This is a genomic window from Polaromonas sp. P1_F4, assembly GCF_056405675.1.
The window spans coordinates 1-23692 of the sequence record NZ_JBFUBP010000014.1 but is presented as its reverse complement, the minus strand read 5'-3'; the positions used below and the strand labels follow the sequence as shown (position 1 = coordinate 23692).

19 protein-coding genes and 2 tRNA genes are annotated in these 23692 nt (G+C 60.2%); 2 read left to right on the top strand and 19 right to left on the bottom strand.

Going from position 1 to position 23692, the window contains the following annotated elements; genetic code table 11:
* Window positions 1-96: 96 nt before the first annotated feature.
* Window positions 97-789, top strand: a complete 693-nt coding sequence (locus tag AC1DYQ_RS21050) for a FadR/GntR family transcriptional regulator (protein ID WP_477688426.1) — start codon at window positions 97-99, stop codon at window positions 787-789.
* 150 nt (window positions 790-939) lie between these two features.
* Complete coding sequence (locus AC1DYQ_RS21045) at window positions 940-1707, top strand: SDR family NAD(P)-dependent oxidoreductase (protein ID WP_477688425.1); 768 nt, start codon at window positions 940-942, stop codon at window positions 1705-1707.
* Window positions 1708-1834: 127 nt separating this feature from the next.
* On the opposite strand, the gene AC1DYQ_RS21040 is transcribed toward AC1DYQ_RS21045, so the two are convergent.
* The 19 genes from AC1DYQ_RS21040 to AC1DYQ_RS20950 all read right to left on the bottom strand — a co-directional run.
* Window positions 1835-1910, bottom strand: a tRNA-Phe gene (locus tag AC1DYQ_RS21040).
* 57 nt (window positions 1911-1967) lie between these two features.
* Complete coding sequence (locus AC1DYQ_RS21035) at window positions 1968-2648, bottom strand: response regulator (protein ID WP_457282636.1); 681 nt, start codon at window positions 2646-2648, stop codon at window positions 1968-1970.
* 67 nt (window positions 2649-2715) lie between these two features.
* Window positions 2716-5022 carry an ATP-binding protein gene (locus AC1DYQ_RS21030; RefSeq protein ID WP_477688424.1) on the bottom strand — a complete coding sequence of 769 codons (2307 nt, stop codon included), beginning with the start codon at window positions 5020-5022 and terminating at the stop codon, window positions 2716-2718.
* Window positions 5019-5681: a DUF4390 domain-containing protein gene (locus AC1DYQ_RS21025; RefSeq protein WP_477688423.1), complete on the bottom strand. Its 663-nt coding sequence runs from the start codon at window positions 5679-5681 to the stop codon at window positions 5019-5021. Before AC1DYQ_RS21025 ends, AC1DYQ_RS21030 begins: the two co-directional genes overlap by 4 nt.
* Window positions 5662-7110: a 16S rRNA (cytosine(967)-C(5))-methyltransferase RsmB gene (gene rsmB, locus AC1DYQ_RS21020; RefSeq protein ID WP_477688487.1), complete on the bottom strand. Its 1449-nt coding sequence runs from the start codon at window positions 7108-7110 to the stop codon at window positions 5662-5664. Before rsmB ends, AC1DYQ_RS21025 begins: the two co-directional genes overlap by 20 nt.
* 173 nt (window positions 7111-7283) lie before the next feature.
* Window positions 7284-8594, bottom strand: coding sequence for an FCSD flavin-binding domain-containing protein (locus tag AC1DYQ_RS21015; RefSeq protein ID WP_477688422.1), 1311 nt, complete (start codon window positions 8592-8594; stop codon window positions 7284-7286).
* 12 nt (window positions 8595-8606) lie between these two features.
* Window positions 8607-8930: a c-type cytochrome gene (locus AC1DYQ_RS21010; protein WP_477688421.1), complete on the bottom strand. Its 324-nt coding sequence runs from the start codon at window positions 8928-8930 to the stop codon at window positions 8607-8609.
* 170 nt (window positions 8931-9100) lie between these two features.
* The gene (locus AC1DYQ_RS21005; RefSeq protein ID WP_477688420.1) at window positions 9101-10102 is read right to left on the bottom strand and encodes a M48 family metalloprotease; all 1002 of its coding nucleotides are present in this window, start codon (window positions 10100-10102) and stop codon (window positions 9101-9103) included.
* 168 nt (window positions 10103-10270) lie between these two features.
* The gene (locus AC1DYQ_RS21000; RefSeq protein WP_477688419.1) at window positions 10271-10864 is read right to left on the bottom strand and encodes a LemA family protein; all 594 of its coding nucleotides are present in this window, start codon (window positions 10862-10864) and stop codon (window positions 10271-10273) included.
* Between the two features lie 293 nt (window positions 10865-11157).
* Window positions 11158-15378: a DNA-directed RNA polymerase subunit beta' gene (gene rpoC, locus AC1DYQ_RS20995; protein WP_477688418.1), complete on the bottom strand. Its 4221-nt coding sequence runs from the start codon at window positions 15376-15378 to the stop codon at window positions 11158-11160.
* 27 nt (window positions 15379-15405) lie between these two features.
* Window positions 15406-19518 carry a DNA-directed RNA polymerase subunit beta gene (rpoB, locus tag AC1DYQ_RS20990; RefSeq protein ID WP_477688417.1) on the bottom strand — a complete coding sequence of 1371 codons (4113 nt, stop codon included), beginning with the start codon at window positions 19516-19518 and terminating at the stop codon, window positions 15406-15408.
* A gap of 256 nt (window positions 19519-19774) precedes the next feature.
* Window positions 19775-20152, bottom strand: a complete 378-nt coding sequence (gene rplL / locus AC1DYQ_RS20985) for a 50S ribosomal protein L7/L12 (protein WP_431094480.1) — start codon at window positions 20150-20152, stop codon at window positions 19775-19777.
* Between the two features lie 29 nt (window positions 20153-20181).
* A complete protein-coding gene (rplJ, locus tag AC1DYQ_RS20980; protein ID WP_477688416.1) occupies window positions 20182-20712 on the bottom strand; it encodes a 50S ribosomal protein L10 in 531 nt (176 codons plus the stop codon).
* Window positions 20713-20974: 262 nt separating this feature from the next.
* Window positions 20975-21670, bottom strand: a complete 696-nt coding sequence (rplA, locus tag AC1DYQ_RS20975; protein ID WP_457282626.1) for a 50S ribosomal protein L1 — start codon at window positions 21668-21670, stop codon at window positions 20975-20977.
* Window positions 21667-22101, bottom strand: a complete 435-nt coding sequence (rplK, locus tag AC1DYQ_RS20970) for a 50S ribosomal protein L11 (protein ID WP_007871338.1) — start codon at window positions 22099-22101, stop codon at window positions 21667-21669. The genes rplA and rplK overlap by 4 nt, the downstream gene beginning before the upstream one ends.
* A gap of 140 nt (window positions 22102-22241) precedes the next feature.
* Window positions 22242-22769 carry a transcription termination/antitermination protein NusG gene (nusG, locus tag AC1DYQ_RS20965; RefSeq protein WP_245660946.1) on the bottom strand — a complete coding sequence of 176 codons (528 nt, stop codon included), beginning with the start codon at window positions 22767-22769 and terminating at the stop codon, window positions 22242-22244.
* A 68-nt stretch (window positions 22770-22837) separates the two neighbouring features.
* Window positions 22838-23221 carry a preprotein translocase subunit SecE gene (secE, locus tag AC1DYQ_RS20960; RefSeq protein ID WP_477688415.1) on the bottom strand — a complete coding sequence of 128 codons (384 nt, stop codon included), beginning with the start codon at window positions 23219-23221 and terminating at the stop codon, window positions 22838-22840.
* A gap of 132 nt (window positions 23222-23353) precedes the next feature.
* A tRNA-Trp gene (locus AC1DYQ_RS20955) sits at window positions 23354-23429 on the bottom strand.
* Between the two features lie 17 nt (window positions 23430-23446).
* On the bottom strand, window positions 23447-23692 hold a 246-nt coding region (locus tag AC1DYQ_RS20950; protein WP_477686924.1), incomplete at its 5' end, for an EF-Tu C-terminal domain-related protein.

Genomic DNA, 23692 nt, shown 5'->3' with positions numbered 1-23692 from the left:
TCTGACCAGACAAGGTTTTTCCACCACAACTTACCGGCCATGGCCACGCAGGGGCACCGCCCGACGGTATGATTCTTTCGTTACACCTTCCCCGCCATGAGAGTTATCAAGCCTGCCGAACCCCGTCGCCTGTATCAGCAGATCGCCGATCAGATCAGGGAACTGATCGCCAAAGGATCGTTCCAGGTCGGCGACCGTCTGCCGGCCGAGCGCGAGCTGGCATTGCTCCTGGGCGTGTCCCGCCCTTCGCTGCGCGAGGCATTGATCGCCCTGGACGTCCAGAGCAGTGTCGAGATCCGTGGCGGCTCGGGTGTCTACGTCTGCCCGCAACCCAAACGCACTTCCGGGAAGGCCACACCCGCACTCGGCGAGAGCCCACGGGAACTGATGCAGACGCGCTCCGCCCTGGAGAGCGCGGTGGTGATCCTTGCCTGCGCGCGCGGCACCCCTGAGCAGCTCAAGCAGCTCAGGACGATCGTCACGAGAATGAGGGCTGAAACGGATCGCAACCGCGCTCCGCTGGATCTTGATCGACGCTTTCACATGACGCTTACGCAGATGAGTGGTAATTCCGTTATGGCCCGCATCATCGCCGAGTTGTTCGATGAACGGCACAGCCCGATCTCGGCCAAGCTGTCTTCGAAATACGAGAACCCAAGCACCTGGAAGGCTGCACTGAAGGAACATGAAGCTATTCTCAGCGCTCTGGATGCACGCGATCCGATAGCCGCACAGGCTGCCATGCTCGCCCATCTGCGCGCCTCCGAGCTGCGTTGGGTGGGGGACTGACCCCGTCCCCTGAGGCGTGCATCCATGAGCGCATGATGCGCAGATTGCTATCGCTCACGCCGGAAATTGAATTGGTGCCGGGCCCGAGCCGAGCCTAGCATCGCGCGTGCACCCCCGCCGCTGCACATCGCAATTTAGGAGACGATTCACATGAACATGCAAACCCGCTATCCCAGCCTGAAGGATCGATCCGTCCTCATCACCGGGGGGTCGACCGGCATCGGTGCCACCCTGGTGCGGCAGTTCGCAGCGCAAGATGCGAAGGTCGGGTTCATCGACATCGACGTGGACAACGCGCTCGCCCTTCAGGCAAGTGTGGCGAAGGAGCTCGGCAAACGCGTGCATTTCGTGCGCGGCGACGTCACCGACACTGACGAAATGCGCCAGGCGATCCAAGTGCTTCGCGCCCAGATCGGGCCGATCCGGGTGTTGCTGAACAACGCGGCCAACGACGAGCGACACCTGATCGAGGACACGACACCGCAATACTGGGACGCGGGTGTCGCCGTGAATCTCAAGCACCAGTTCTTCGCGGCGCAGGAAGTCGCGCCAGACATGAAAGCGTTGGGCGGCGGCTCCATCGTCAACTTCGGCTCGGTCAGCTGGATGCTCAAGCAAGGCGGCATGCCGGTTTACACCACCTGCAAGGCGGCCGTGCAAGGGCTCACCAGGAGCCTGGCGCGAGACTTCGGCCCCTTCCGCATTCGAGTGAACACCCTGGTGCCGGGTTGGACCATGACGGAAAAACAGTTGCGGCTGTGGGTCACACCCGAGTCCAAGGCAGACCTGGCCCGCGCGCAATGTCTGCCGGGGGATTTGATGCCTGAACATATTGCGAAGGCAGCAATGTTCCTCGCTTCCGACGACAGCGAGATGATGACGGCGCAGGATTTGGTTGTCGATGGGGGGTGGACATGATCGATGGGCCACCCGAAGAATATTGAATACCATCGAAATCTGACATGGGCGGTCCCACCAGGAGGATAGCGACGCCCCAGAACTGAAAAAGCCCCTGAATCCGTTAGGAATCAAGGGCTTACGCGTCTGGTGGCCTGGGGCGGAATCGAACCACCGACACAAGGATTTTCAATCCTCTGCTCTACCGACTGAGCTACCGGGCCTGAGCCTCAGATTATATATCACCCGAAAGGGGTGTCCGGCCCCCTGAGTCTTCAAGGTCAGACGCCGCGTTTGCCTCGGGTCAGATCCACACCGAGTTGCTTGAGCTTTCGGTAGAGGTGGGTACGCTCAAGACCGGTTTTCTCCGCCACGCGGGTCATGGAGCCGCCTTCCTTGGCCAAATGAAATTCGAAGTAGGCTTTTTCAAATTCGTCACGCGCGTCGCGCAATGGTTTTTCCAGCAGAAAACTCTGCGTGGCCTGCGGTCCCAGGTCAACAGGTGTCGGCAAGGTCCCGCCGGTCATCACGGCTTCTACCGTGAGGTCGGCTGCGTGTGCCGCGGGGCTGCTGTTCATTACGGCGGGTTTGCGGGGAGCTGCCTTGGTGAGGCCCTGTTCCACGGCCTTCAGGAGTTTTTGCAGCGTGATGGGTTTCTCAAGAAACGCCATGGCGCCGATCTTGGTAGCCTCGACTGCCGTATCGATCGTGGCGTGACCGCTCATCATGATGACGGGCATGGTCAGCAAGCCACTGGAAGACCACTCCTTGAGCAGCGTCACGCCGTCAGTGTCGGGCATCCAGATGTCCAGCAGCACCAGATCGGGCCTGGAACGTCCGCGGGCGGCACGAGCCTGAGCGGCGTTCTCGGCGAGCTCGACCTGATGCCCTTCGTCATTAAGAATTTCTGAGAGAAGGTCGCGTATGCCCAGCTCGTCGTCGACCACCAGAATATTTGCCATGATTGAATTGCTGCCTGCCTGTTATTGCGAATGCCGTGCGGATATCGAAGTGTTACTGAATGTGTTGTTAAGCCACAACTGCAAATGATAACGACACTTGTGCCCCTTGCACCAAACCGTCCGCTACGCGATTTGAAATATCGATACGGGCACCGTGTTCATCTGCAATTTTTTTGACGACCGCGAGCCCCAGACCCGTGCCCTTTACCTTGGTCGTGACGTAGGGCTCGAACGCGCGTTTAAGGATGTGTTCGGGGAAGCCCGTTCCGTTGTCGCGCACCGTCAGACGCACACGCCTGGACGTTTCAGAGTATTCGGTCTTGAGCGTAACCCGTCCGTCCTCCTTGCCTTCCTGCGCATCCTGGGCGTTCTGCAACAGGTTGTGGATGACCTGGCGCAGCTGCTGGTCATCGCCCTGAATTTTCGGAGTCTTGGGGTCCAGCTCTGTGACGACCGGAACCGCAGCACTGCCGCTGCGCAGCTCACTGTGACCGTCGCTGAGGTACAGCTGCATCACGTCGTTGATCAATGCATTGAGGTCAACAGGCTTGAGCTCGGCGGCCGGCAGGCGCGCGTAGTCGCGGAATTCATTCACAAGCCGCTTCATTGCGTCGACCTGGTCGACGATAGTCTTGACGGATTTGGTGAGCAACAGCTGCTCGGGTTCGCCGACCTTGCCGGTGAGTTTCATTTCGAGGCGCTCAGCCGACAGCTGAATCGGCGTGAGCGGGTTCTTGATCTCGTGGGCCAGGCGGCGCGCCACCTCGCCCCAGGCCTGCGCGCGTTGGGCCGACACCATTTCGGAAACATCGTCAAACACCAGCAAAAATTCTTCGGTGCCCGGCATCTTGGCGCCACGGGCGATCAGCGTGATGGCGTTGTCGGGCGCACCGGGCACGGCCGCGTTGAGCTCAAAAGATTGCTGCCAATGCTCAAGCCCGTGCGGCGCACCATCGCTGAGGTAATCGGCAAACTGGGCCAGCACATCTTTGGCAAACAGGCCCAGGCCCGGCACTTCGCCCAGTGACTTTCCGTGGTACGCCGCCAGCGGCCCGCGCAAGATGCGGGTGGCCCCAGGGTTGCTGGACTGGATGCGGCCATGCACATCCAGCACGATCACGCCGGCAGTGAGGTTGTCCAGAATGGTCTGCAGGTTGGCGCGCGCAGCGTCAACCTGGCTCATGCTTTGCTGAACCGCCGAGCGGGCGTCGGCCAGTTGCTGCGTCATGTCGGCGAAAGAACGCGTGAGCCCGCCCAACTCGTCCTTGCCCTGCAGCGCAGCCTTGGGTGTCAAGTCGCCCTGGGCCACCTGGCGCACGCCCTCCGCCAGCACCAGCAGCGGCTTGGCCAGCTGGTTGCCCAGCACCACGGCCAGCAGCACCGCGCCGAACACGGCCAGGAACAGGCTGAGCGTGAGTGTGCCTATGTACATTTTGCGCAGGCCGCCACGTGCCAGCGCGCGCTCCTGGTATTCGCGGTTGGCTTCCTGGACGGCAACGGCATTGGCCACCAGACCCTCGGGCAGCAACTGGGTTACCTGCAAAAACCTTGCGTCGCCCAGCACGTTCACATTGGGGTTGTTCACCACGGCAATCGCCTTGACACGCGCAACGGCCCCCGGCGCGATGCCGGCAGCCCCACCTGCGGCCAGCTCACCGTTGCCGGCAGACACCACCTCATCGAGGCCTTCAATTTGCGTGACGACGCGCTGTGTGCGTGCCGCGCGCAGTTGCTGCACCGAAGGGCGTTCGGGTTTCAGCAGGAATCTCGACTCACCTGCGCTGGCGATCACCTGGCCCGAGGGGCTCCAGAGCACCACATCGCTGGCCTGGAGCTGGTCGCGCAGGCGTTCAAGTGCGAGGCCAGCCATGGCGTCCGGCGTCTCGGAAATCTGGGTGGCGGCCTGGCGTGTCTTGTTGCCAAGGTCGGCGGCCAGGGTGTCCAGCGTGGCCCGGCCCAGGTTCAACCCGGCCGCCAGTGCGCCCTCCACTTCGACGTCAAACCAGCTTTCAATGGACCGCGACACAAACTGATAGGACACCACATAAATCATCAGCCCCGGCATGAGGCCGACCAGCGCAAAGATGGCGGCCAGCTTGACCAGCAGCCGGCTGCCGAAGCGGCCGCGGTACAGTCGCAGGGCAAGGCGCGCCACGATCCATCCGATGACCAGCAGCAGCAAGCCGGCAACGGCCACGTTGAGCACGAAGAGCAGCGCGTAATTCCGCTCGTACAGCTCGCGATTGCCGGTGGCCTGCGTCAGCAGGAACATCAGCACCAGGCCGAGCGCCGCGATGGCCCCCACCCCGACACCGACCGTCCAGCGAAAAGCCTTGCTGCTCTTGAGGGAGCCGCCGCTGACCTGCAGGTTCACTTGACGCCCTCGGCGCTGGAAACCACAGGTGTGGCGGGTTCCAGTTTCAGCCGCTCCCTGACCTGTGCGGAGATATTCCAGTCTTTTTGCCCGGCCACCCCGATCTGGAAGGGACGCGGCAGCTGCGTCAGGTCGAGCCTGAAACTGAAATCAAGCTTGTGGGCGGCGTCGGGGTCGACTTCGGCCGCATCCGCGATTTTCCAGCGCGCCACGCGCTGGATGGCAGACAGGGCCTCGGGAAGGGTTTCGTAATTCTGGTTCAGCGTGGCGCGCAGGCCCGCCGAACTGGTGATGAGGCCCGAAGCGATGTTGACCCGCCAGCGGCGGGTCAATGGCTGGTAAGCCAGGCGAACGGTACGGGCCGCACTGGCCACGCGTGGGTCCGTCCAGTACCAGCGGTCGCGGTAAATGTCGGCTTCGACCACAAAGAACATCGGAATCCCCTTGAGCAGGGCGTCTTCCACCACCGCCGGAAGCTCAAACCGGACTTGGGCGGACAGGTGAACACCGTCGTCACCGCGCTCCACGCGCAGCTGCGTGATCTCGGTGGCCGACGCCAGTCCCGGTGCGGCCATCGCGATGCAAAGGCACAGCCCCGGCAGAAAACGCCCCATGACGCCCACCACACGCCGCCAGCCGTCAGCGGCTGCGCTTTTCAAGGAGGGCGTAATAGAAACCGTCGTGTTCACGCATCAAATTGTCCGGGAAGACCGTCGCTCCGGCGCCACTTTGGGGGAGCAAATGCCCCGGCGAAGGCTTTAATAAGGCGTCGGTGTGGTGCGTAAGAAACGTTTGTATCTGGTTGTCGCCTTCCGCGCGAAAAACTGAACAGGTGCAATACAGCAGGCGCCCGCCGGGCTTGAGCAAAAGCCAGAGTGTTTTCAGCAAATGCGCCTGGATGTCGGCCAATTGAGCGATGTCCGTGGGCCGGCGCAGCCAGCGTACATCCGGGTGACGCCGCACGATGCCCGAAGCCGTACAGGGTGCGTCCAGCAGGATCGCGTCGAATGCCTGCCCATCCCACCAGGAATCAGGCTGGCCGGCATCGCCGACACGGATGTCAGCCTGCAGACCCAGGCGGTGCAGATTCTGCTTCACGCGCTCGCAGCGGCGCGCATCAATATCCAGCGCTGTCACGTCGCAATCGGCCAGTTCAAGCAGGTGAGCGGTTTTGCCGCCCGGTGCAGCACAGGCATCCAGCACTTTCAGCCTCCCGGCTTCACCGCCCTCGGCTTTCAAACCTTCCAGAAGCAAAGGCGCAGCCAGCTGCGCCGCGGCGTCCTGGACCGAAAAATGCCCTTCGGCAAAGCCCGGCAGCGAGCTCACGGCCTGCGCGTGAGCGAGGATCACTCCATGCTCGCCCACTGGGGTTGCTTCAATATTGATAGCTGCCAGCGCCCGCTGGTATTGGTCTGGAGTCGTTTTTCGTTCATTAATACGCAAGATCAACGGCGCCTGGGTATTGTTGGCCTGCAGTATGGCCTGCCAGTCTCCGGGGTGGTCCTTGCGCACCCGGTCTATCCACCACTGGGGATGGTTCCACACGGCCTGCGGGCTTTTCTCGGTGCGTGCCACCAGCTCCTCGCGTTCGCGCAAGAACCGGCGCAGGCACCCATTGATAAAGCTGGCCTGGTGCTGTGTGGCGTCGCCGCGCTTGGCGGCTTCCACAGCCTGATCAACGAGCGTGTGCGCGGTGTATCTGCCCCCCGCGCTTGTCGCTTCGCGGGCCTTCGGCGATGCGCTGCCCCATTCAGAAGAAGAAGGGGCTAATTTTCCTGGGGGCGGCCCGTCGGAAAATTGTTCCGGCCGGCTGACATCGATTTCGTTCCAGGCCAAGGCGAGGGCGACACACAGCAACGCATCCGCCTCGGGCGGCGGCGGGCGGCGGGCCAGTTGCTGGCGCAAGGCCTCGGCGCGGCCCAGCCAGCGCAGTGTGTGAAAACCCAGCGCCTGAACGCCGGGCCGCAACGCGGCGTCCACATCTTCCAGCGCGGCGGTCATGGACTGGCCGTCACGAACGGCCATTAAGAGGGAGGCAGCCCCTTGCAGCTGGCGCCACAGGGGAACTTGGGTCGGGTTGTCTTGCATCTGTCTCACGTCTGCCGCCCTGAACTGGCGGCCAACCCGTATTAGACCAGTAGCAAGTCCCCGCTGCGCCACTCCGAATTGCAAGCAGGGGCCGCGGGACCGGCTTTGCCGGACCGCAGGCGCAGCGGCCACCTCGGGGGGCAGGGAGTTACGCGAAACGAACGACCGTGGGGCTAACTAAGCGTATCAGCCCAAATATTGCTGGCCCAATTCAGCGCGTAGACGCCTTCGAGTTCGGTAGGACCGGTGCTCACGCCGCCGGATCCGGCAACGGCCTTGAAGGTTTTCTCGGCCACCACGTATTCATGCACGCTGGCCACATGAATCACGTTCTTGTTGTCGACAAAGCTGTAGCAGGTATTGGTGAGCATGGGCGCGGGGTTGACCTCCCAGCCCGAGAGCTGGGCCACGATGGCGGCGGCTGCCACTTTGCCATGGTTGTTGGCCATGTGGCCGCTCTTGGGCATGGCCGGCGCGACCTGAATGGAGTCGCCGAGCACATGCACGTCCTTTGCGGCAGTGGATTCAAACGTCAGGTAGTTCACGCCGCACCAGCGGTTGTTGGCCTGGTTGTTGAGGCCCGCCTGCACTGCGATGGTGCCGGCGCGCATGGCGGGCAGCACATTGAGCACGTTGGCTTTCACGTCGTCCTGCACATCAAATTTGATAATGCCGGCCTTCGCATCGACCGACGTGGCCTTGTGCTGGCCCCGGTACTCGACAATGCCCTTGTATTGCTCGGCCCACACCTTCTTGAAGAGCGGCCCTTTGGATGTGACGTCCGGATTGGCATCAAGGATGAGCACCTTGCTGCGCGGTTTGGCGGCCTTGAAGTAGCCGGCAATAACGCTGGCGCGTTCGTACGGGCCGGGTGGGCAGCGGTATGGCGCTTCGGGAATGGTGATGGCATACACACCGCCATCGGGCATGGCTTCAAGCTGCCGGCGCAGCGCCACGGTTTCCGCGCCAGCCTTCCAGGCCTGCAGAACCTGGCCGGAGGCATTGGCGTCTTTCAGGCCCTCGATGCTGCCGAACATCAGTTCCACACCAGGCGAGACCACCAGCTTGTCGTAGGCGATGGTGGCACCGCCAGCCAGCGTGACCGTTTTCCTGGCGGTGTCGATGGCGCTGGCGTAGTCCTTCACCACGGTGACGCCGTGGTTGCGCGACAGGCCCGCATACGATGTGGTGAGATCCGCAATCTGTTTGCCGCCGCTGAGCACAAGGTTGGAAATAGGGCAGGAAATAAACGCCTCCTGCGGCTCGATCAGCACCACGTCGATCTTGTTGTCCGAGAGCAGGCGCACGTATTTGGCAGCTGTAGCGCCGCCGTAGCCGCCACCTATAACAACCACTTTGGCTTTGGAAGGAATCGAGGTGCTGGCGCACCCGGCCAGGCCCAGCAAACCCAGGGCAGCGCTTGACTGCAGGAAAGAGCGGCGCTTGAAGCCCGCCAGCGAAACAGTGTGAAGAGGCGTATTCATGGTGTCTGTTCCTTACTTCTTCTGTGCAGCAAAGTAGGTGGCCAGCGATTCGATCTGCGCATCGTTGAAGCCCTTGCTGATCTGGTGCATCACCGTGGCGGGCCGCGTGCCGGCCTTGAAGGCATTCATCTGCGCAACGATGTAGCTTTTGTCGAGGCCGGCCAGCGAGGTGACCGTGGAGCCGTCGACCACCTTGCCATTGGTGCCGTGGCAGTTGGCGCAGGTGGCGGCCAGGCTTTTGGTATAGAGCGCTTCCTTGCTTTGCGCCTGCGCCAAGGGGCTGAGGGCCAGGCAAAGCAGTGGCAAGGTGAGCCTGGCAAGTCGTGGGATTCTCATGGTTTTTCTCCTGACGGGTTCAAACGTCGGTTGTGTCTTCATCTGGCAATTTAACGCGGTGCCCCCGGTACCCTATAGGGAGTATCCAGTACTTCGGTACGCCGCGTCACACCGGCATTCGAACCATTGGCGATGTACTTAACACCAGCTTATCGTTGGCAGTCTTGTATTCAAAGGATGGCGTCGGGCCGCGTCGCAAGCTCATCCTGCGTAGACAATGCCGCCATGGGCCGGCCGTAGATTTCGCGGATGCGCTCGGCCAATGGCGGATGGCTGGCAAACCAGCGGCCCCGGTCGCGGGCATCGACCAGCAGCATATGCTGCACGGCCGGGTGCAGGCTGCGCGAAGGCGCCGTCCCCTGCTCTTCCTCGCCGGCCACCTTGCGCAGCACGCCGCCCAGTCCTTCCCGGCTGCGTGTGAACTGCACGGCGCGCGCATCAGCCAAAAACTCCCGCTGGCGCGAGATCGCGGCCTTGAGCGCACGCCCCGCCAGCCATCCCAGTGTGCCCGTGACCAGGATGGGAAAACCGGGCAAGGCGAGGAAAGACCGCTGGCCGTTCTCATCACCTTCGCACATGCTGCGGCCCAGGTTGAAGATCATCTCCAGCCCGAACACCATGCCCGCCAGACGCATGTTCAGGCGCGTGTCGCCTTCACGCAGATGGCTCAGTTCGTGGGCCACCAGGCCCTGGAGTTCGTCGCGTGTGAGCTTGTCGAGCGCGCCCTGCGTGACGGCGATAACCGCGTCGTCACCGCCCCAGCCCGCGGCGAAGGCATTGATGGCGTCCAGGCGCGGCAGCACCATGGCCAACGGCGGCTTCATGCTGGCTGCAATGGCCAGCTCGTCCATGATGTTGCAGAGCTTCTGCTCGGCCTCCCGGCTGGCTGGCCAGGCTTCGCGCGCGCCCACACGGCGTGCCAGCGCCTGGCCGCCGCTGCTCAGCGCGGAGGTCTCCAGCCACCAGCCGCCCAGCACAAACAACAGCGTCACCGAAGTGTTGACGGTGAAAAAATAGGCGGGATAACCGCTGAAGCCCGGCGTCACCAGACGCCAAACCAATGCCAGCGCTCCGTTCACTGCCAGCAGCAGGGCGATCAGCGTCAGGCCGAACAGCAGCAGGAGCCGCTGGGTCTGGGCGCGCGCGGTTTCCTGCCGGTCAAAAAATCGCATTCTTGCTCCCCCGGGTCGCTTCCCCCTTCGATACGTCAAGGCGATCGGAGAAGCCTATGGAGGACTCAAACCAGCAGGGGCCGCGGAACCGGCTTCGCCGGGCCACGGGCGCAGCGACCCCCTCGAGGGGCAGCGCATTACACGAAGTGAAAAGCGCGGGGGCCACGTTCACATCTGGATTCGGACGGCCTGGCGTTCGACGGCGCTCTCAGTGGCCTGCAACATGGCCGACGGTGCAAAACCAAACGTGCGGGCAATCAGCAGCGCGGGAAACTGCCCCTGCGCATTGTTGTAGTCCAGCACGGCATCGTTATAAGCCTGCCTGGCAAAGCCGACCTTGTTTTCGGTGCTGGTGAGCTCTTCGCTGAGTTCACGAATGGTCTGGTCGGCCTTGAGTTCGGGGTAGGCCTCGGCTACGGCAAAAAGCCGCCCCAGGCTGCCGTCCAGCGACTGCTCGGCGGCGGCCAGCGCCACAACGGCACCGGCATTGGCAGGGCGGCTGCGCACCGCATCGCTGGCCGTGCGCGCCTGGTTGCGGGCAAGCATGACGGCTTCGAGCGTGCTCTGCTCGTGCTGCAGGTATTTTTTGGCGGCTTCGACCAGATTGGGAATCAGGTCGTAGCGGCGCTTGAGTTGCACGTCGATCTGGCCGAAAGCATTGGCAATGATGTTTTTCAGCCGGACCAGCCGGTTGTAAGCGCCTACGGCCCAAAAAACCAGCAAGGCAAACACGGCAATAAAAACAAGGGTGCTGAGGGGCATCGATAGTCCTTGGTGCAAAAGATGACATACAACTTGCCCGACAGTTGTGCGGGCGGCTGCCGCGAGGTTAACTGGTTTTGGGTCTGCACGGCAAGGTCGCACATGCCAGCTGAAGGTTCGATATGCTATATTTTTTATAGCTGCTCGCGCTCGTCAGTCATGGGGAAAAGCCGTATTTTGTTAAAAATTCCGGGGCAGTGAACCGGCAAGTGCAATCAGCAATCCATAAAAAAAGCCCCACACCCTTGCGGGCGTGGGGCCTTGCACCTGTCAGGGCGCGAGTGCGGGGCAGCTTACTCGGAAGCGGAGCTCTCGCCACCAGCTTCTGCTGCAGCGGGCATGGCTTCGAGCTCGGCCGCTTCGGCTTCGGCAATGGCGCGGCGCTCTGCGTCGTCCATCTGGTCCTTGGCTTTGCGTGCCTCGTGGTAGGCCATGCCGGTACCGGCAGGAATCAGGCGGCCGACGATCACGTTTTCTTTCAGGCCGCGCAGCTCGTCGCGCTTGCCCATAATGGCAGCCTCGGTGAGCACGCGCGTGGTTTCCTGGAAGGAAGCCGCGGAAATGAACGAATCGGTCGACAGCGAAGCCTTGGTGATACCGAGCAACAAGTTGCTGAACGTTGCCGGAATCTTGCCGTCAGCGCGCAGGGCGTCGTTGGCATCCAGCATGGCAGAACGCTCGACCTGTTCACCAGCGATGTAGCTGGAATCACCAACATTTTCAACGACCACACGGCGCAGCATCTGGCGAACAATCACTTCGATGTGCTTGTCGTTGATCTTCACGCCCTGCAGGCGGTAAACGTCCTGTACTTCGTCGACGATGTAGCGGGCCAGCTCTTCCATACCCAGCAGGCGCAGGATGTCTTGCGGGTCGGCCGGGCCGTCCACAATGCTTTCGCCCTTGTTGACCACCTGGCCTTCGTGCACCAGGATGTTCTTTTCCTTCGGAACGAGGTCTTCCCAGACCTTGCCTTCGGGATCAGTAATCTGCAGACGAACCTTGCCTTTGGTTTCCTTGCCGAACGACACGGTACCGGTCATTTCGGCCAGCGTACCCTTGTCTTTCGGCGTACGGGCTTCGAAGAGCTCGGCAACACGCGGCAGACCGCCGGTAATGTCGCGGGTCTTCTGGCCTTCGATCGGGATACGGGCCAGCACTTCGCCGGGGCCCACGTCCTGGCCGTCACGCACCTGGACCAGCGCACCCACCTGGAAGCCAATCGTCACCGAGTGATCGGTGCCGGGGATCTTGACTTCGTGGCCGGAGGCGTCGATCAGCTTGACCTGCGGACGGATCACTTTCGTGGCGCCGCGGCGTTTCGGATCGATCACCACCAGGGTGGACAGACCCGTCACATCGTCAACCTGCTTGGCAACTGTCACGCCTTCTTCCACATTCTCGAAGGCCACCTTGCCGGCGAACTCGGTAATGATGGGGCGCGTCAGCGGATCCCAGTTGGCCAGAATGGCGCCGGCCTTGATGGTCTGGTCGGCCTTGACGGTCAGTGTGGCACCGTACGGCACCTTGTGGCGCTCACGCTCGCGGCCGTGTTCATCATGGATGATGATCTCACCGGAACGGGCGATCACGACCAGTTCGCCCTTGCTGTTGGTCACATAGCGCATCGGTGCATTGAAGCCGATCACGCCGTTGGACTTGGCTTCGACGCTGGAGGCAATCGCTGCGCGCGATGCGGCGCCGCCGATGTGGAAGGTACGCATCGTCAGCTGCGTGCCGGGCTCACCGATCGACTGCGCGGCGATGATACCGACCGCTTCGCCGATGTTGATGAGGCCGCCGCGGCCCAGATCTCGGCCATAGCACTTGGCGCACAGGCCGAAACGGGTTTCGCAGGTCAGTGCAGTACGCACTTTCACTTCGTCCACGCCAGCTGCTTCGAGCTCTTCGATCAGGTCTTCGTCCAGCATGATCCCGGCTTTGGCCAGCACCGAGCGGTTTTCCGGGTGCAGGATGTCTTCAACCGCCGTGCGGCCGAGGATACGGTCACGCAGCGACTCGATGACTTCACCGCCCTCGACGATGGCGCGCATGAGGGAACCCTCTTGCGTGCCGCAGTCTTCTTCGGTGACCACCAGATCCTGAACCACGTCGCAAAGGCGGCGGGTCAGGTAGCCGGAGTTGGCCGTTTTCAGCGCCGTATCGGCCAGGCCCTTACGGGCACCGTGGGTGGAGATGAAGTACTCCAGCACGTTCAGGCCTTCACGGAAGTTGGCGGTAATCGGCGTTTCGATGATGGAGCCGTCAGGCTTGGCCATCAAACCGCGCATACCGGCGACCTGGCGAATCTGCGCAGCGGAACCGCGGGCGCCGGAGTCGGCCATCATGTAGATGGAGTTGAAGGATTCCTGCTCGACTTCCTTGCCGTTACGGTCCAGCACTTTCTCTTTCGAAAGCTGGGCCATCATGACCTTGGACACTTCGTCGCCGGACTTGCCCCAGATGTCGACCACCTTGTTGTAGCGCTCGCCGGACGTCACGAGACCCGAGACATACTGCTGCTCGATTTCTTTGACTTCCTTCTGTGCACGCGCAATGATGGCGGGCTTTTCCTTGGGGATCAGCATGTCGTCGATGCAAATCGAGATGCCGGCTTTTGTCGCCAGGCGGAAGCCCGACTGCAGCAGCTTGTCGGCAAACACCACGGTCTCTTTCAATCCGCACTTGCGGAAAGACACGTTGATCAGCTTGGAGATTTCCTTTTTCTTCAACGCCTTGTTGATGTTGGAGAAAGGCAAACCTTTGGGCAGGATCTCGGACAGCAGTGCACGGCCGCCCGTGGTTTCCCACAGCTTGGTCGACGGCACAAATTCGCCGGTGGCCTTGTCTTTGGTGTACTCGGTCAGGCGCACGCTGATGCGGGCGTTCAGGTCAAGCTCACCCGCGTCAAATGCGCGACGCACTTCACCAGTGTCGGAGAACACCAGGCCTTCGCCCTTGCCGTTGGTACGGTCACGGGTCGTGTAGTACAGGCCCAGCACAACGTCCTGCGAAGGAACGATGGACGGCTCGCCGTTGGCAGGGAACAGGATGTTGTTCGAAGCCAGCATCAGGGTGCGGGCTTCCATCTGTGCTTCCACCGACAGCGGCACGTGGACAGCCATCTGGTCACCGTCGAAGTCGGCATTGAAGGCCGAGCAGACGAGCGGGTGCAGCTGGATGGCCTTGCCTTCGATCAGGATAGGCTCAAAGGCCTGAATGCCCAAACGGTGCAGCGTGGGCGCACGGTTCAGCATCACAGGGTGCTCTTTGATGACTTCTTCCAGGATGTCCCACACCACTGGCGTGCCGGATTCGACTTCCTTCTTGGCCGCCTTGATGGTCGTGGCGATGCCGCGCGACTCAAGCTGAGCGAAGATGAAAGGCTTGAACAGTTCCAGCGCCATGAGCTTGGGCAAGCCGCACTGGTGCAGCTTGAGCGTTGGGCCCACAGTAATAACAGAACGGCCCGAGTAGTCGACGCGCTTGCCCAGCAAATTCTGGCGGAAGCGGCCTGACTTGCCCTTGATCATGTCGGCCAGAGACTTCAGTGCGCGCTTGTTGGCGCCCGTCATGGCCTTGCCACGGCGTCCGTTGTCGAGCAACGAGTCCACAGCTTCCTGCAGCATGCGCTTTTCATTGCGGGCAATGATTTCCGGCGCCTTCAGCTCCAGCAAACGGCGCAGACGGCTGTTGCGGTTGATCACGCGGCGATACAGGTCGTTCAGGTCGGAGGTCGCAAAACGGCCGCCGTCCAGTGGCACCAGCGGACGCAGGTCCGGCGGCAGCACAGGCAGCACGTCGAGCACCATCCAGCCCGGTTTGATGCCGGACTTCTTGAACGCTTCCATCAATTTCAAGCGCTTGGCGTTCTTCTTGATCTTGATTTCGGAACCGGTCAGGTCGTTGCGCAGCTTCTCGATTTCAACGTCGAGATCCAGCCCTTCGAGCAGGTCCTTGATGCCTTCCGCACCCATCTTGGCGGTGTATTCATCACCGTATTCCTTGCGCTTGGCGTCATAGTCGTCTTCCGACATGATGCTGAATTTCTTCAGCGGGGTCATGCCGGGGTCGGTGACTACATATGCTTCAAAGTACAGCACGCGTTCGATGTCGCGCAGCGTCATGTCGAGCACCAGGCCCAGGCGCGACGGCAGCGACTTCAGGAACCAGATGTGCGCGCACGGTGCGGCCAGGTCGATGTGACCCATGCGCTCGCGGCGAACCTTGGTTTGTGTGACTTCAACGCCGCACTTTTCGCAGATGACACCGCGGTGTTTCAGGCGCTTGTACTTGCCGCACAGGCATTCGTAGTCCTTGATGGGGCCAAAGATCTTGGCGCAAAAAAGACCGTCGCGCTCTGGCTTGAAGGTACGGTAGTTGATGGTTTCAGGCTTCTTCACTTCGCCGAAAGACCACGAACGGATCTTCTCGGGCGAAGCCATGCCGATCTTGATGGCATCAAAATGCTCATCCGGCGTGAATTGCTTGAACAGGTCGAGTAATGATTTCATGAGTTAAATCCTTTTCTTTCCTGTTGATTAGCTGCGTTCGAGTTCGATGTCGATACCGAGCGAGCGGATTTCCTTGACCAGCACGTTGAACGACTCGGGCATGCCGGCCGTGATCGCGTGCTCGCCCTTGACGATACTTTCGTAGACCTTGGTACGGCCCTGCACGTCGTCCGACTTGACGGTGAGCATTTCCTGCAGCGTGTAGGCGGCGCCGTACGCTTCCAGCGCCCAGACCTCCATCTCGCCGAAACGCTGTCCGCCGAACTGCGCCTTGCCGCCCAGCGGCTGCTGGGTAACGAGCGAGTAAGGACCGGTCGACCGTGCATGCATCTTGTCGTCCACCAGGTGGTGAAGTTTCAGGAAGTGCATGTAGCCCACCGTGGTCGTGCGCTCGAACGCATCACCCGTACGGCCGTCATACAGCTGGGCCTGGGTACGCGTTGCCGTCAGGCCCTTGGCCTTGGCAATGTCGTCCGGATAAGCCAGCTGGAGCATGCCCATGATCTCGGCCTCGGAAGCACCGTCAAACACCGGAGTGGCAAAAGGCACGCCAGTGGTGAGGTTGCCGGCCATCTCGATGATGTCGGTATCCGACAACTTCGCCAGGTCCTCTGCGCGGCCTGACTTGTTGTAGATCGTTTCCATGAACTTGCGGATTTCCTGCACCTTGGCTTCGGCTTGCAGCATGTCCCCGATGCGATGGCCCAGACCCTTGGCGGCCCAGCCCAAATGCACCTCAAGCACCTGGCCCACGTTCATCCGTGAAGGCACGCCCAGCGGGTTCAGCACGATGTCGCACGGTGTGCCATCGGCCATGTGCGGCATGTCTTCAACCGGAACGATCTTGGACACGACACCCTTGTTGCCGTGACGGCCGGCCATTTTGTCGCCAGGCTGGAGGCGGCGCTTGACGGCAAGGTAAACCTTGACCATCTTGAGCACGCCCGCTGGCAACTCGTCGCCCTGCGTGAGTTTTTTGCGCTTTTCTTCGAAAGACAGGTCAAAGCTGTGGCGCGTCTGCTCCATCGAGTTCTTGACGCTTTCGAGCTGCGCAGCCACTTCGTCATCGGCAGGACGAATGTCAAACCAGTGGTACTTCTCGACATCGGCCAGATAGGCCTTGTCGATCTTGGTGCCCTTGGCCAGCTTCTTCGGGCCGCCATTGGCAACTTTGCCGATCAGCAGTTTTTCGATACGGTCGAACGCATCGGCCTCGACGATACGCAGCTGGTCGTTCAGGTCCAGGCGGAAACGCTTGAGTTCGTCGTCGATGATCTGCTGGGCGCGCTTGTCGCGCACGATGCCTTCACGGGTGAAGACCTGCACATCGATCACGGTGCCTTGCGAGCCCTGGCTCACGCGTAGCGAGGTGTCTTTCACATCGCTGGCCTTTTCGCCGAAGATGGCGCGCAACAGCTTTTCTTCCGGCGTCAACGTGGTCTCGCCCTTGGGCGTGACCTTGCCGACCAGCGTATCGCCCGGCTGGACTTCAGCACCGACATAAATAATGCCGGATTCGTCGAGGCGGTTCAGCTGTTGCTCGGACAGGTTGGGGATGTCGCGCGTGATTTCTTCAGCACCCAGCTTGGTGTCACGGGCCATCACGACGAGTTCTTCGATGTGAATCGAGGTATAGCGGTCTTCGGCCACCACGCGCTCGGAAATCAGGATCGAATCCTCGAAGTTGTAGCCGTTCCACGGCATGAACGCGATCAGCATGTTCTGGCCGATGGCGATTTCGCCCAGGTCAGTCGATGCGCCGTCGGCAATCACATCACCCTTGGCCAGTTTGTCGCCGATCTTGACGATAGGACGCTGGTGGATATTGGTGTTCTGATTGGAACGCTGGTACTTGATCAGGTTGTAGATGTCCACACCGACTTCGCCGGCGAGGGCTTCTGCGTCGTTGACGCGCACCACGATACGGGTTGCATCAACGTAGTCAACCACGCCGCCGCGGTTGGCGGTCACCACGGTACCGGAGTCAACCGCCGCAACCCGCTCAATACCCGTGCCGACCAGCGGCTTTTCGGGACGCAGTACAGGCACGGCCTGACGGGACATGTTGGCGCCCATCAAAGCACGGTTGGCATCATCGTGCTCCAGGAACGGAACCAGGGAAGCCGCCACCGAGACGATCTGTGCAGGCGACACGTCCATGTACTGGACACGCTCTGCGCCCACCAGGACGGACTCACCGTTTTCCCGGGCGGACACGAGGTCACCGGTCAGCTTGCCGCCGTCGTCCAGGGCCGCATTGGCCTGAGCGATAACGTATTTGCCTTCTTCGATGGCCGACAGGTAGTCGATCTGGTCGGTAATCTTGGCATCCACCACACGGCGATACGGCGTTTCAATGAAACCGTATTCGTTGAGGCGGGCGTACAGGGCCAGCGAGTTGATCAGGCCGATGTTCGGACCTTCGGGGGTTTCAATCGGGCAAACGCGTCCGTAATGGGTCACATGCACGTCGCGCACTTCAAAACCGGCACGTTCGCGGGTCAAACCGCCCGGGCCAAGAGCCGAAACACGGCGCTTGTGGGTGATTTCGGCCAGCGGATTGGTCTGGTCCATGAACTGCGAGAGTTGCGATGCACCGAAGAACTCTTTCAACGCAGCCGAAATCGGCTTGCTGTTGATAAGGTCATGCGGCATCAGCGGCTCTTGCTCGGCCTGGCCAAGGCGCTCTTTCACTGCCTTTTCGATACGTGCCAGACCGGTGCGGTACTGGTTTTCAGCGAGTTCGCCGACACAACGCACACGGCGGTTGCCGAGGTGGTCAATGTCATCGACTTCGCCGTTACCGTTGCGCAGGTCGACCAGGATCTTGACGACAGCCAGGATGTCCTCGTTGGTCATGACCATGGGGCCGGTGGAAGAATCGCGGCCGACGCGGGCGTTGAACTTCATGCGGCCGACCTTGGACAGATCGTAGGTATCCGGGTTGTAGAACAAGCGCTGGAACAGGGCCTGCACGGCATCTTCGGTGGGTGGCTCGCCGGGGCGCATCATGCGGTAGATGGCAACGCGCGCAGCAAACTCGTCTGCGGTTTCGTCGGAGCGCAAAGTCTGGGAAATGTACGAACCCTGGTCGAGTTCATTGGTATACAAAACCTGCAGGTCCTGCACACCGGCAACGCGCAACTTCTTCAGCAGCACTTCGCTCAGTTCATCATTGGCCTTGGCGATGATTTCACCGGTCTCAGCATCAACGATGTTCTTGGCGACCACACGGCCGATCAGGAAATCTTCGGGAACGCTGATTGTCGTGGTGCCGCTTTGCTCCAGCTCGCGGGTATGGCGAACGGTGATGCGCTTGTCTTTCGCGACCACGACCTTGCCGTTTTTGTCGGTAATGTCGAAACGGGCCACTTCACCGCGCATGCGCTCGGCCACAAATTCCATCTGTGCACCGCTATCCATCAGGCGGAAGTTGTCGAACACAAAGAAGTTAGCCAGGATGGATTCCGGGTTCAGGCCAATGGCCTTGAGCAGAATCGTGACGGGCATCTTGCGGCGACGGTCAACGCGGAAGTACAGGATGTCTTTGGGGTCGAACTCGAAGTCGAGCCAGGAACCGCGGTAGGGAATGATGCGGGCCGAAAACAGGAGCTTCCCCGAGCTGTGGGTCTTGCCCTTGTCGTGTTCAAAAAACACGCCAGGCGACCGGTGCAACTGGGACACGATCACGCGTTCGGTCCCGTTGATCACAAAAGAGCCCTTGTCGGTCATGAGCGGCACTTCGCCCATATAAACCTCTTGCTCTTTGACTTCCTTGACCACCTTGGACTGCGATGTGGAGGATTCGCGGTCATAAATGATCAGCTGCACCTTGGCGCGCACGGCCGAGGCGAAAGTGAGACCACGGGTCTGGCATTCACGCACGTCAAACGCCGGCTTGGCCAGGTTGTACTCGATGAATTTCATCTCGACAAAACCATTGTGCGAGACGATGGGGAAGGCGTTTTCAAACGCTGCCTGCAGGCCTTCAACGGTCCGCTTTTGAGGCGCACGGTCGGCTTGCAGGAACGCTGTGTACGCGTCTTTCTGCATTTGCAGCAAATAGGGAACAGTCAACACGCTTTCGCGGTTGCCGAAGCTTTTGCGGATGCGTTTACGTTCGGTGTAGGAATAGGCCATGAGTTCTCCGCGTTGATGGGCTCTGGCGACTCTCGTGCCCGAATACACCACGTATTCAGGCAGCTTGGTGGTTGGCCACTACCAACCATGGCGGACGGTGACGCATTGCACGTCACCCGAACCAAGGCGTTTTCTGCAGTCGGGGTCAGAAAACACTGGAAAAAAGACTGCGGCAATCTTCTTTTCGGTGTGTTCCTTGAAACACGAAAGGCTGGAAGCCCGACTACGGTCTTCCAGCCTTCTCAAACACCAAGAATTACTTGAGTTCGACTTTCGCGCCGGCTTCTTCGAGCTTCTTCTTCGCAGCTTCTGCGTCAGCCTTTGGAGCGCCTTCCTTGACGTTCTTTGGAGCGCCGTCAACCAGGTCCTTGGCTTCTTTCAGGCCCAGACCGGTGATTTCGCGAACGGCCTTGATGACCGACACCTTGTTGGCGCCGGCTTCGAGCAGCACGACATTGAAGTCGGTCTTCTCTTCAGCAGCTGCAGCAGCACCGCCGCCACCGCCAGCAGCGGGAGCAGCCATCGCAGCTGCGCTCACGCCAAATTTCTCTTCGATGGATTTCACCAGTTCGTTGAGTTCGAGGACCGTCATGCTATCCAGCGCGGTCAAAAATGCGTCTTTATCGAATGCCATTTTGAATTTCCTAAAAAGTTGGGTACAAATTACGCTGCTTCAGCTTCAGCTGCTGCGGGAGCATCGGCTGCGCCGCCGCCCTTTTTGGCCGCCAGGGCGCCCAGCACAACGGCCGTACGCGACATAGGCGACATCAGCAAGCCACACAACTGGGCGAGCAACACTTCCTTGGAAGGAATGTTGGCCAGTTGCTTCACGCCGTTCACGTCCAGGGATTTACCGCCAAATGCACCACCGCGAATCACCAATTTGTCATTGGTTTTTGCGAAGTCAGCGACTACTTTTGCAGCAGCCACGGCATCTGTGGAAAAGCCATAGATCAGCGGACCGGTCATCTGGTCGGACACGACTTCGAATGCACTGCCTGCCACGGCACGGCGAGCCAGGGTGTTCTTCAGAACACTCAGGTTCACGCCTTTGTCGCGGGCTTGGCTGCGCAGACGGGTCATGTCAGCGACCGTGATACCACGGTATTCCGCCATCACGAGCGTTTGAGCTTTAGCGGCGAGGCCAGTCACTTCATCAATGACGGCTTGTTTCTCACTGCGGTTGAGACTCAAGGTCTACTCCTTAAAAATGTGTGGTCAGGTTCCAGCGGCTTTCACCACCTTCTACCTTCAACACGCTCATGTTCAGCGACCAACTGTTTCAGATTCTTTGCAAAACCATCTGCAGCGGGACCGCCATCTGCGTTGGCTGTCTTTCGATTAAGCGGCAAGCCCAAAGAGCCTGCCACGCCAACGGTCTTTGATGACCTGCCGGAGCGAACCCCGGCAGCCCACCACATTGAACAACCCCTGCGGGTTGCTCAAATTTCTGCGATTACGCTGCGATGGTTTGCGTGTCGACGCGAACGCCCACACCCATCGTTGACGAAACCGCAACTTTCTTCAAATACACGCCCTTGCTCGAAGCCGGTTTGGCTTTTTGCAACGCGTCGATCAATGCAGCCAGATTACCTTGCAGCTTGGCGGTGTCGAAAGAGCGGCGACCAATCGTGCCGTGAACAATACCGGCCTTGTCGACACGGAACTGAACCTGGCCGGCTTTGGCGTTCTTGACGGCTTGCGCCACGTCAGGCGTCACGGTGCCAACCTTGGGGTTAGGCATCAGACCGCGAGGACCGAGCACCTGGCCCAGCGTACCCACGATGCGCATGGCATCGGGGGAAGCAATCACCACGTCAAAGTCCATCTTGCCTGCCTTGATTTCAGCGGCAAGATCATCCATGCCAACGATGTCAGCGCCGGCAGCCTTGGCTTCTTCAGCCTTGGCGCCCTGGGCGAACACAGCCACGCGCTTGGTCTTGCCGGTGCCGTTTGGCAGCACGACAGCGCCGCGTACGACCTGGTCGGATTTCTTGGCATCGATGCCGAGCTGTACAGCCACGTCGATGGATTCATCGAACTTGGCGACTGCGAATTCCTTCACGAGGCCGAGGGCATCGGAAATGGCGTACAGCTTGTTGCTGTCGATCTTGTCGCCAATGGTCTTCTGGCGTTTAGTCAGTTTGCTCATACAACACCCTCCACCGACACGCCCATGGAGCGGGCCGTACCGGCAATCGTACGAACTGCAGCGTCGAGGTCAGCAGCCGTCATGTCTTTCATTTTGGTCTTGGCGATTTCTTCAAGCTGTGCGCGGGAAATCTTGCCAACCTTCACCGTGTGCGGCGTGGACGAACCCTTGTCGAGCTTGATGGCCTTTTTGATCAGCACGCCTGCAGGAGGCGTCTTGATGACGAAGGTAAAGCTCTTGTCGGCAAATGCCGTGATCACCACAGGCAGCGGCAGACCTGGCTCAACACCTTGGGTCTGCGCATTGAATGCCTTGCAGAATTCCATGATGTTCAGCCCACGCTGACCGAGCGCAGGGCCGATCGGGGGGGACGGGTTGGCCTTACCAGCTGGCACTTGCAGCTTGATGAAGCCGACGATTTTTTTCGCCATACTTTTCTCCTTGCGGGTCATAACGCCTGAACGCTGCCAAGGCAGGTCCGGGCTCCCCGGGGGTTACACAACTCAAAAACAATCCGCAAGGACCGTTTCGCGCCGAGTTGCAAGGCGCGAAATTATTTACCGAATCGAAATTACGTTTTTTCGATCTGACTGAATTCCAGCTCTACCGGCGTTGCACGTCCGAAAATCGTGACCGAAACGCGAACCTTGTTCTTGTCGTAATTGACTTCTTCGACCGTACCGTTGAAGTCGGTGAACGGGCCGTCCTTGACGCGCACGTATTCACCCGTTTCAAACTCGACCTTGTGGCGCGGCTTCTCGGTGCCAACCTGCATCTGACTGACGATCTTCTGAACGTCTTCCTCAGAAATCGGGGCTGGGCGATTCTTGGCGCCACCGACAAAACCCGTCACCTTGTTGGTGTGCTTCACCAGATGCCAGGTCTCATCATCCATGACCATTTCAACCAGCACATAGCCCGGAAAAAACCGGCGCTCGGTCGTCTTCTTCTGACCGTTCTTGATCTCAACCACCTCTTCAGTGGGCACCAGGAAACGACCAAACTTGGCCTGCATGCCCGCACGGTTGATGCGCTCAACGATGTTGCGCTCGACCGCTTTTTCCATGCCGGAATAGGCATGGACGACATACCACTGCATGCCTGGGGTCGGCGTAAGGGACGTTCCCGCCGCCACTTCGCTGACTACCGTGCCGTTCAGATCGCTCATTATTTTTTCCATCCCAGGATCAGGTCGTAAAACACCCATTCGAGCGTTTTGTCCGTAAGCCACAAGAACAAGGCCATGATCACCACAAAACCGAATACATAGGCCGTCATCTGGATGGCTTCTTTACGAGCCGGCCAGACAACTTTCCGGACTTCGCGCCACGAGTCCCGTCCAAAAGCCACAAATTGCTTGCCCGACTCCGAGGTCATGAACACAGCAACCGCCGCCACCAAACCGGCAATCAGGGCACCCCACTGGGCCACTTGACCTTGCTTGGCAAAGAAATAGAAGCCCACCAGCGAGGCCAGCACCAGCGCGACAGCCACACCCAACTTGGCCTTGTCGGCGTTGGTACTGACGGTTTCAACTTGAGAAGAGGCCATGGTCGCCGATTTCCTGTTCAATCTTCATGCGTCTCTGCAGACGCTTAAGCCCACCTGGAGTTTTTGACTCCTGGCGGGCTTGCTTTTTATCTTTTCAAACCACCCTCAGCATCGACACTCATCAAAGCCGGGTGGCAGGGGCAGTAGGAATCGAACCTACAACCTTCGGTTTTGGAGACCGACGCTCTGCCAATTGAGCTATACCCCTCCATCAAACCTTACAAATTACGCAATGATTTTGGCAACGACGCCGGCGCCGACGGTCTTGCCGCCTTCGCGGATGGCAAAGCGCAGGCCTTCTTCCATGGCGATCGGGTTGATCAGCTTGACGGTGATCGACACGTTATCGCCTGGCATGACCATTTCCTTGCCTTCTGGCAACTCGATCGCTCCGGTCACGTCCGTCGTACGGAAGTAGAACTGGGGGCGGTAGTTGTTGAAGAAGGGCGTGTGGCGGCCGCCTTCGTCCTT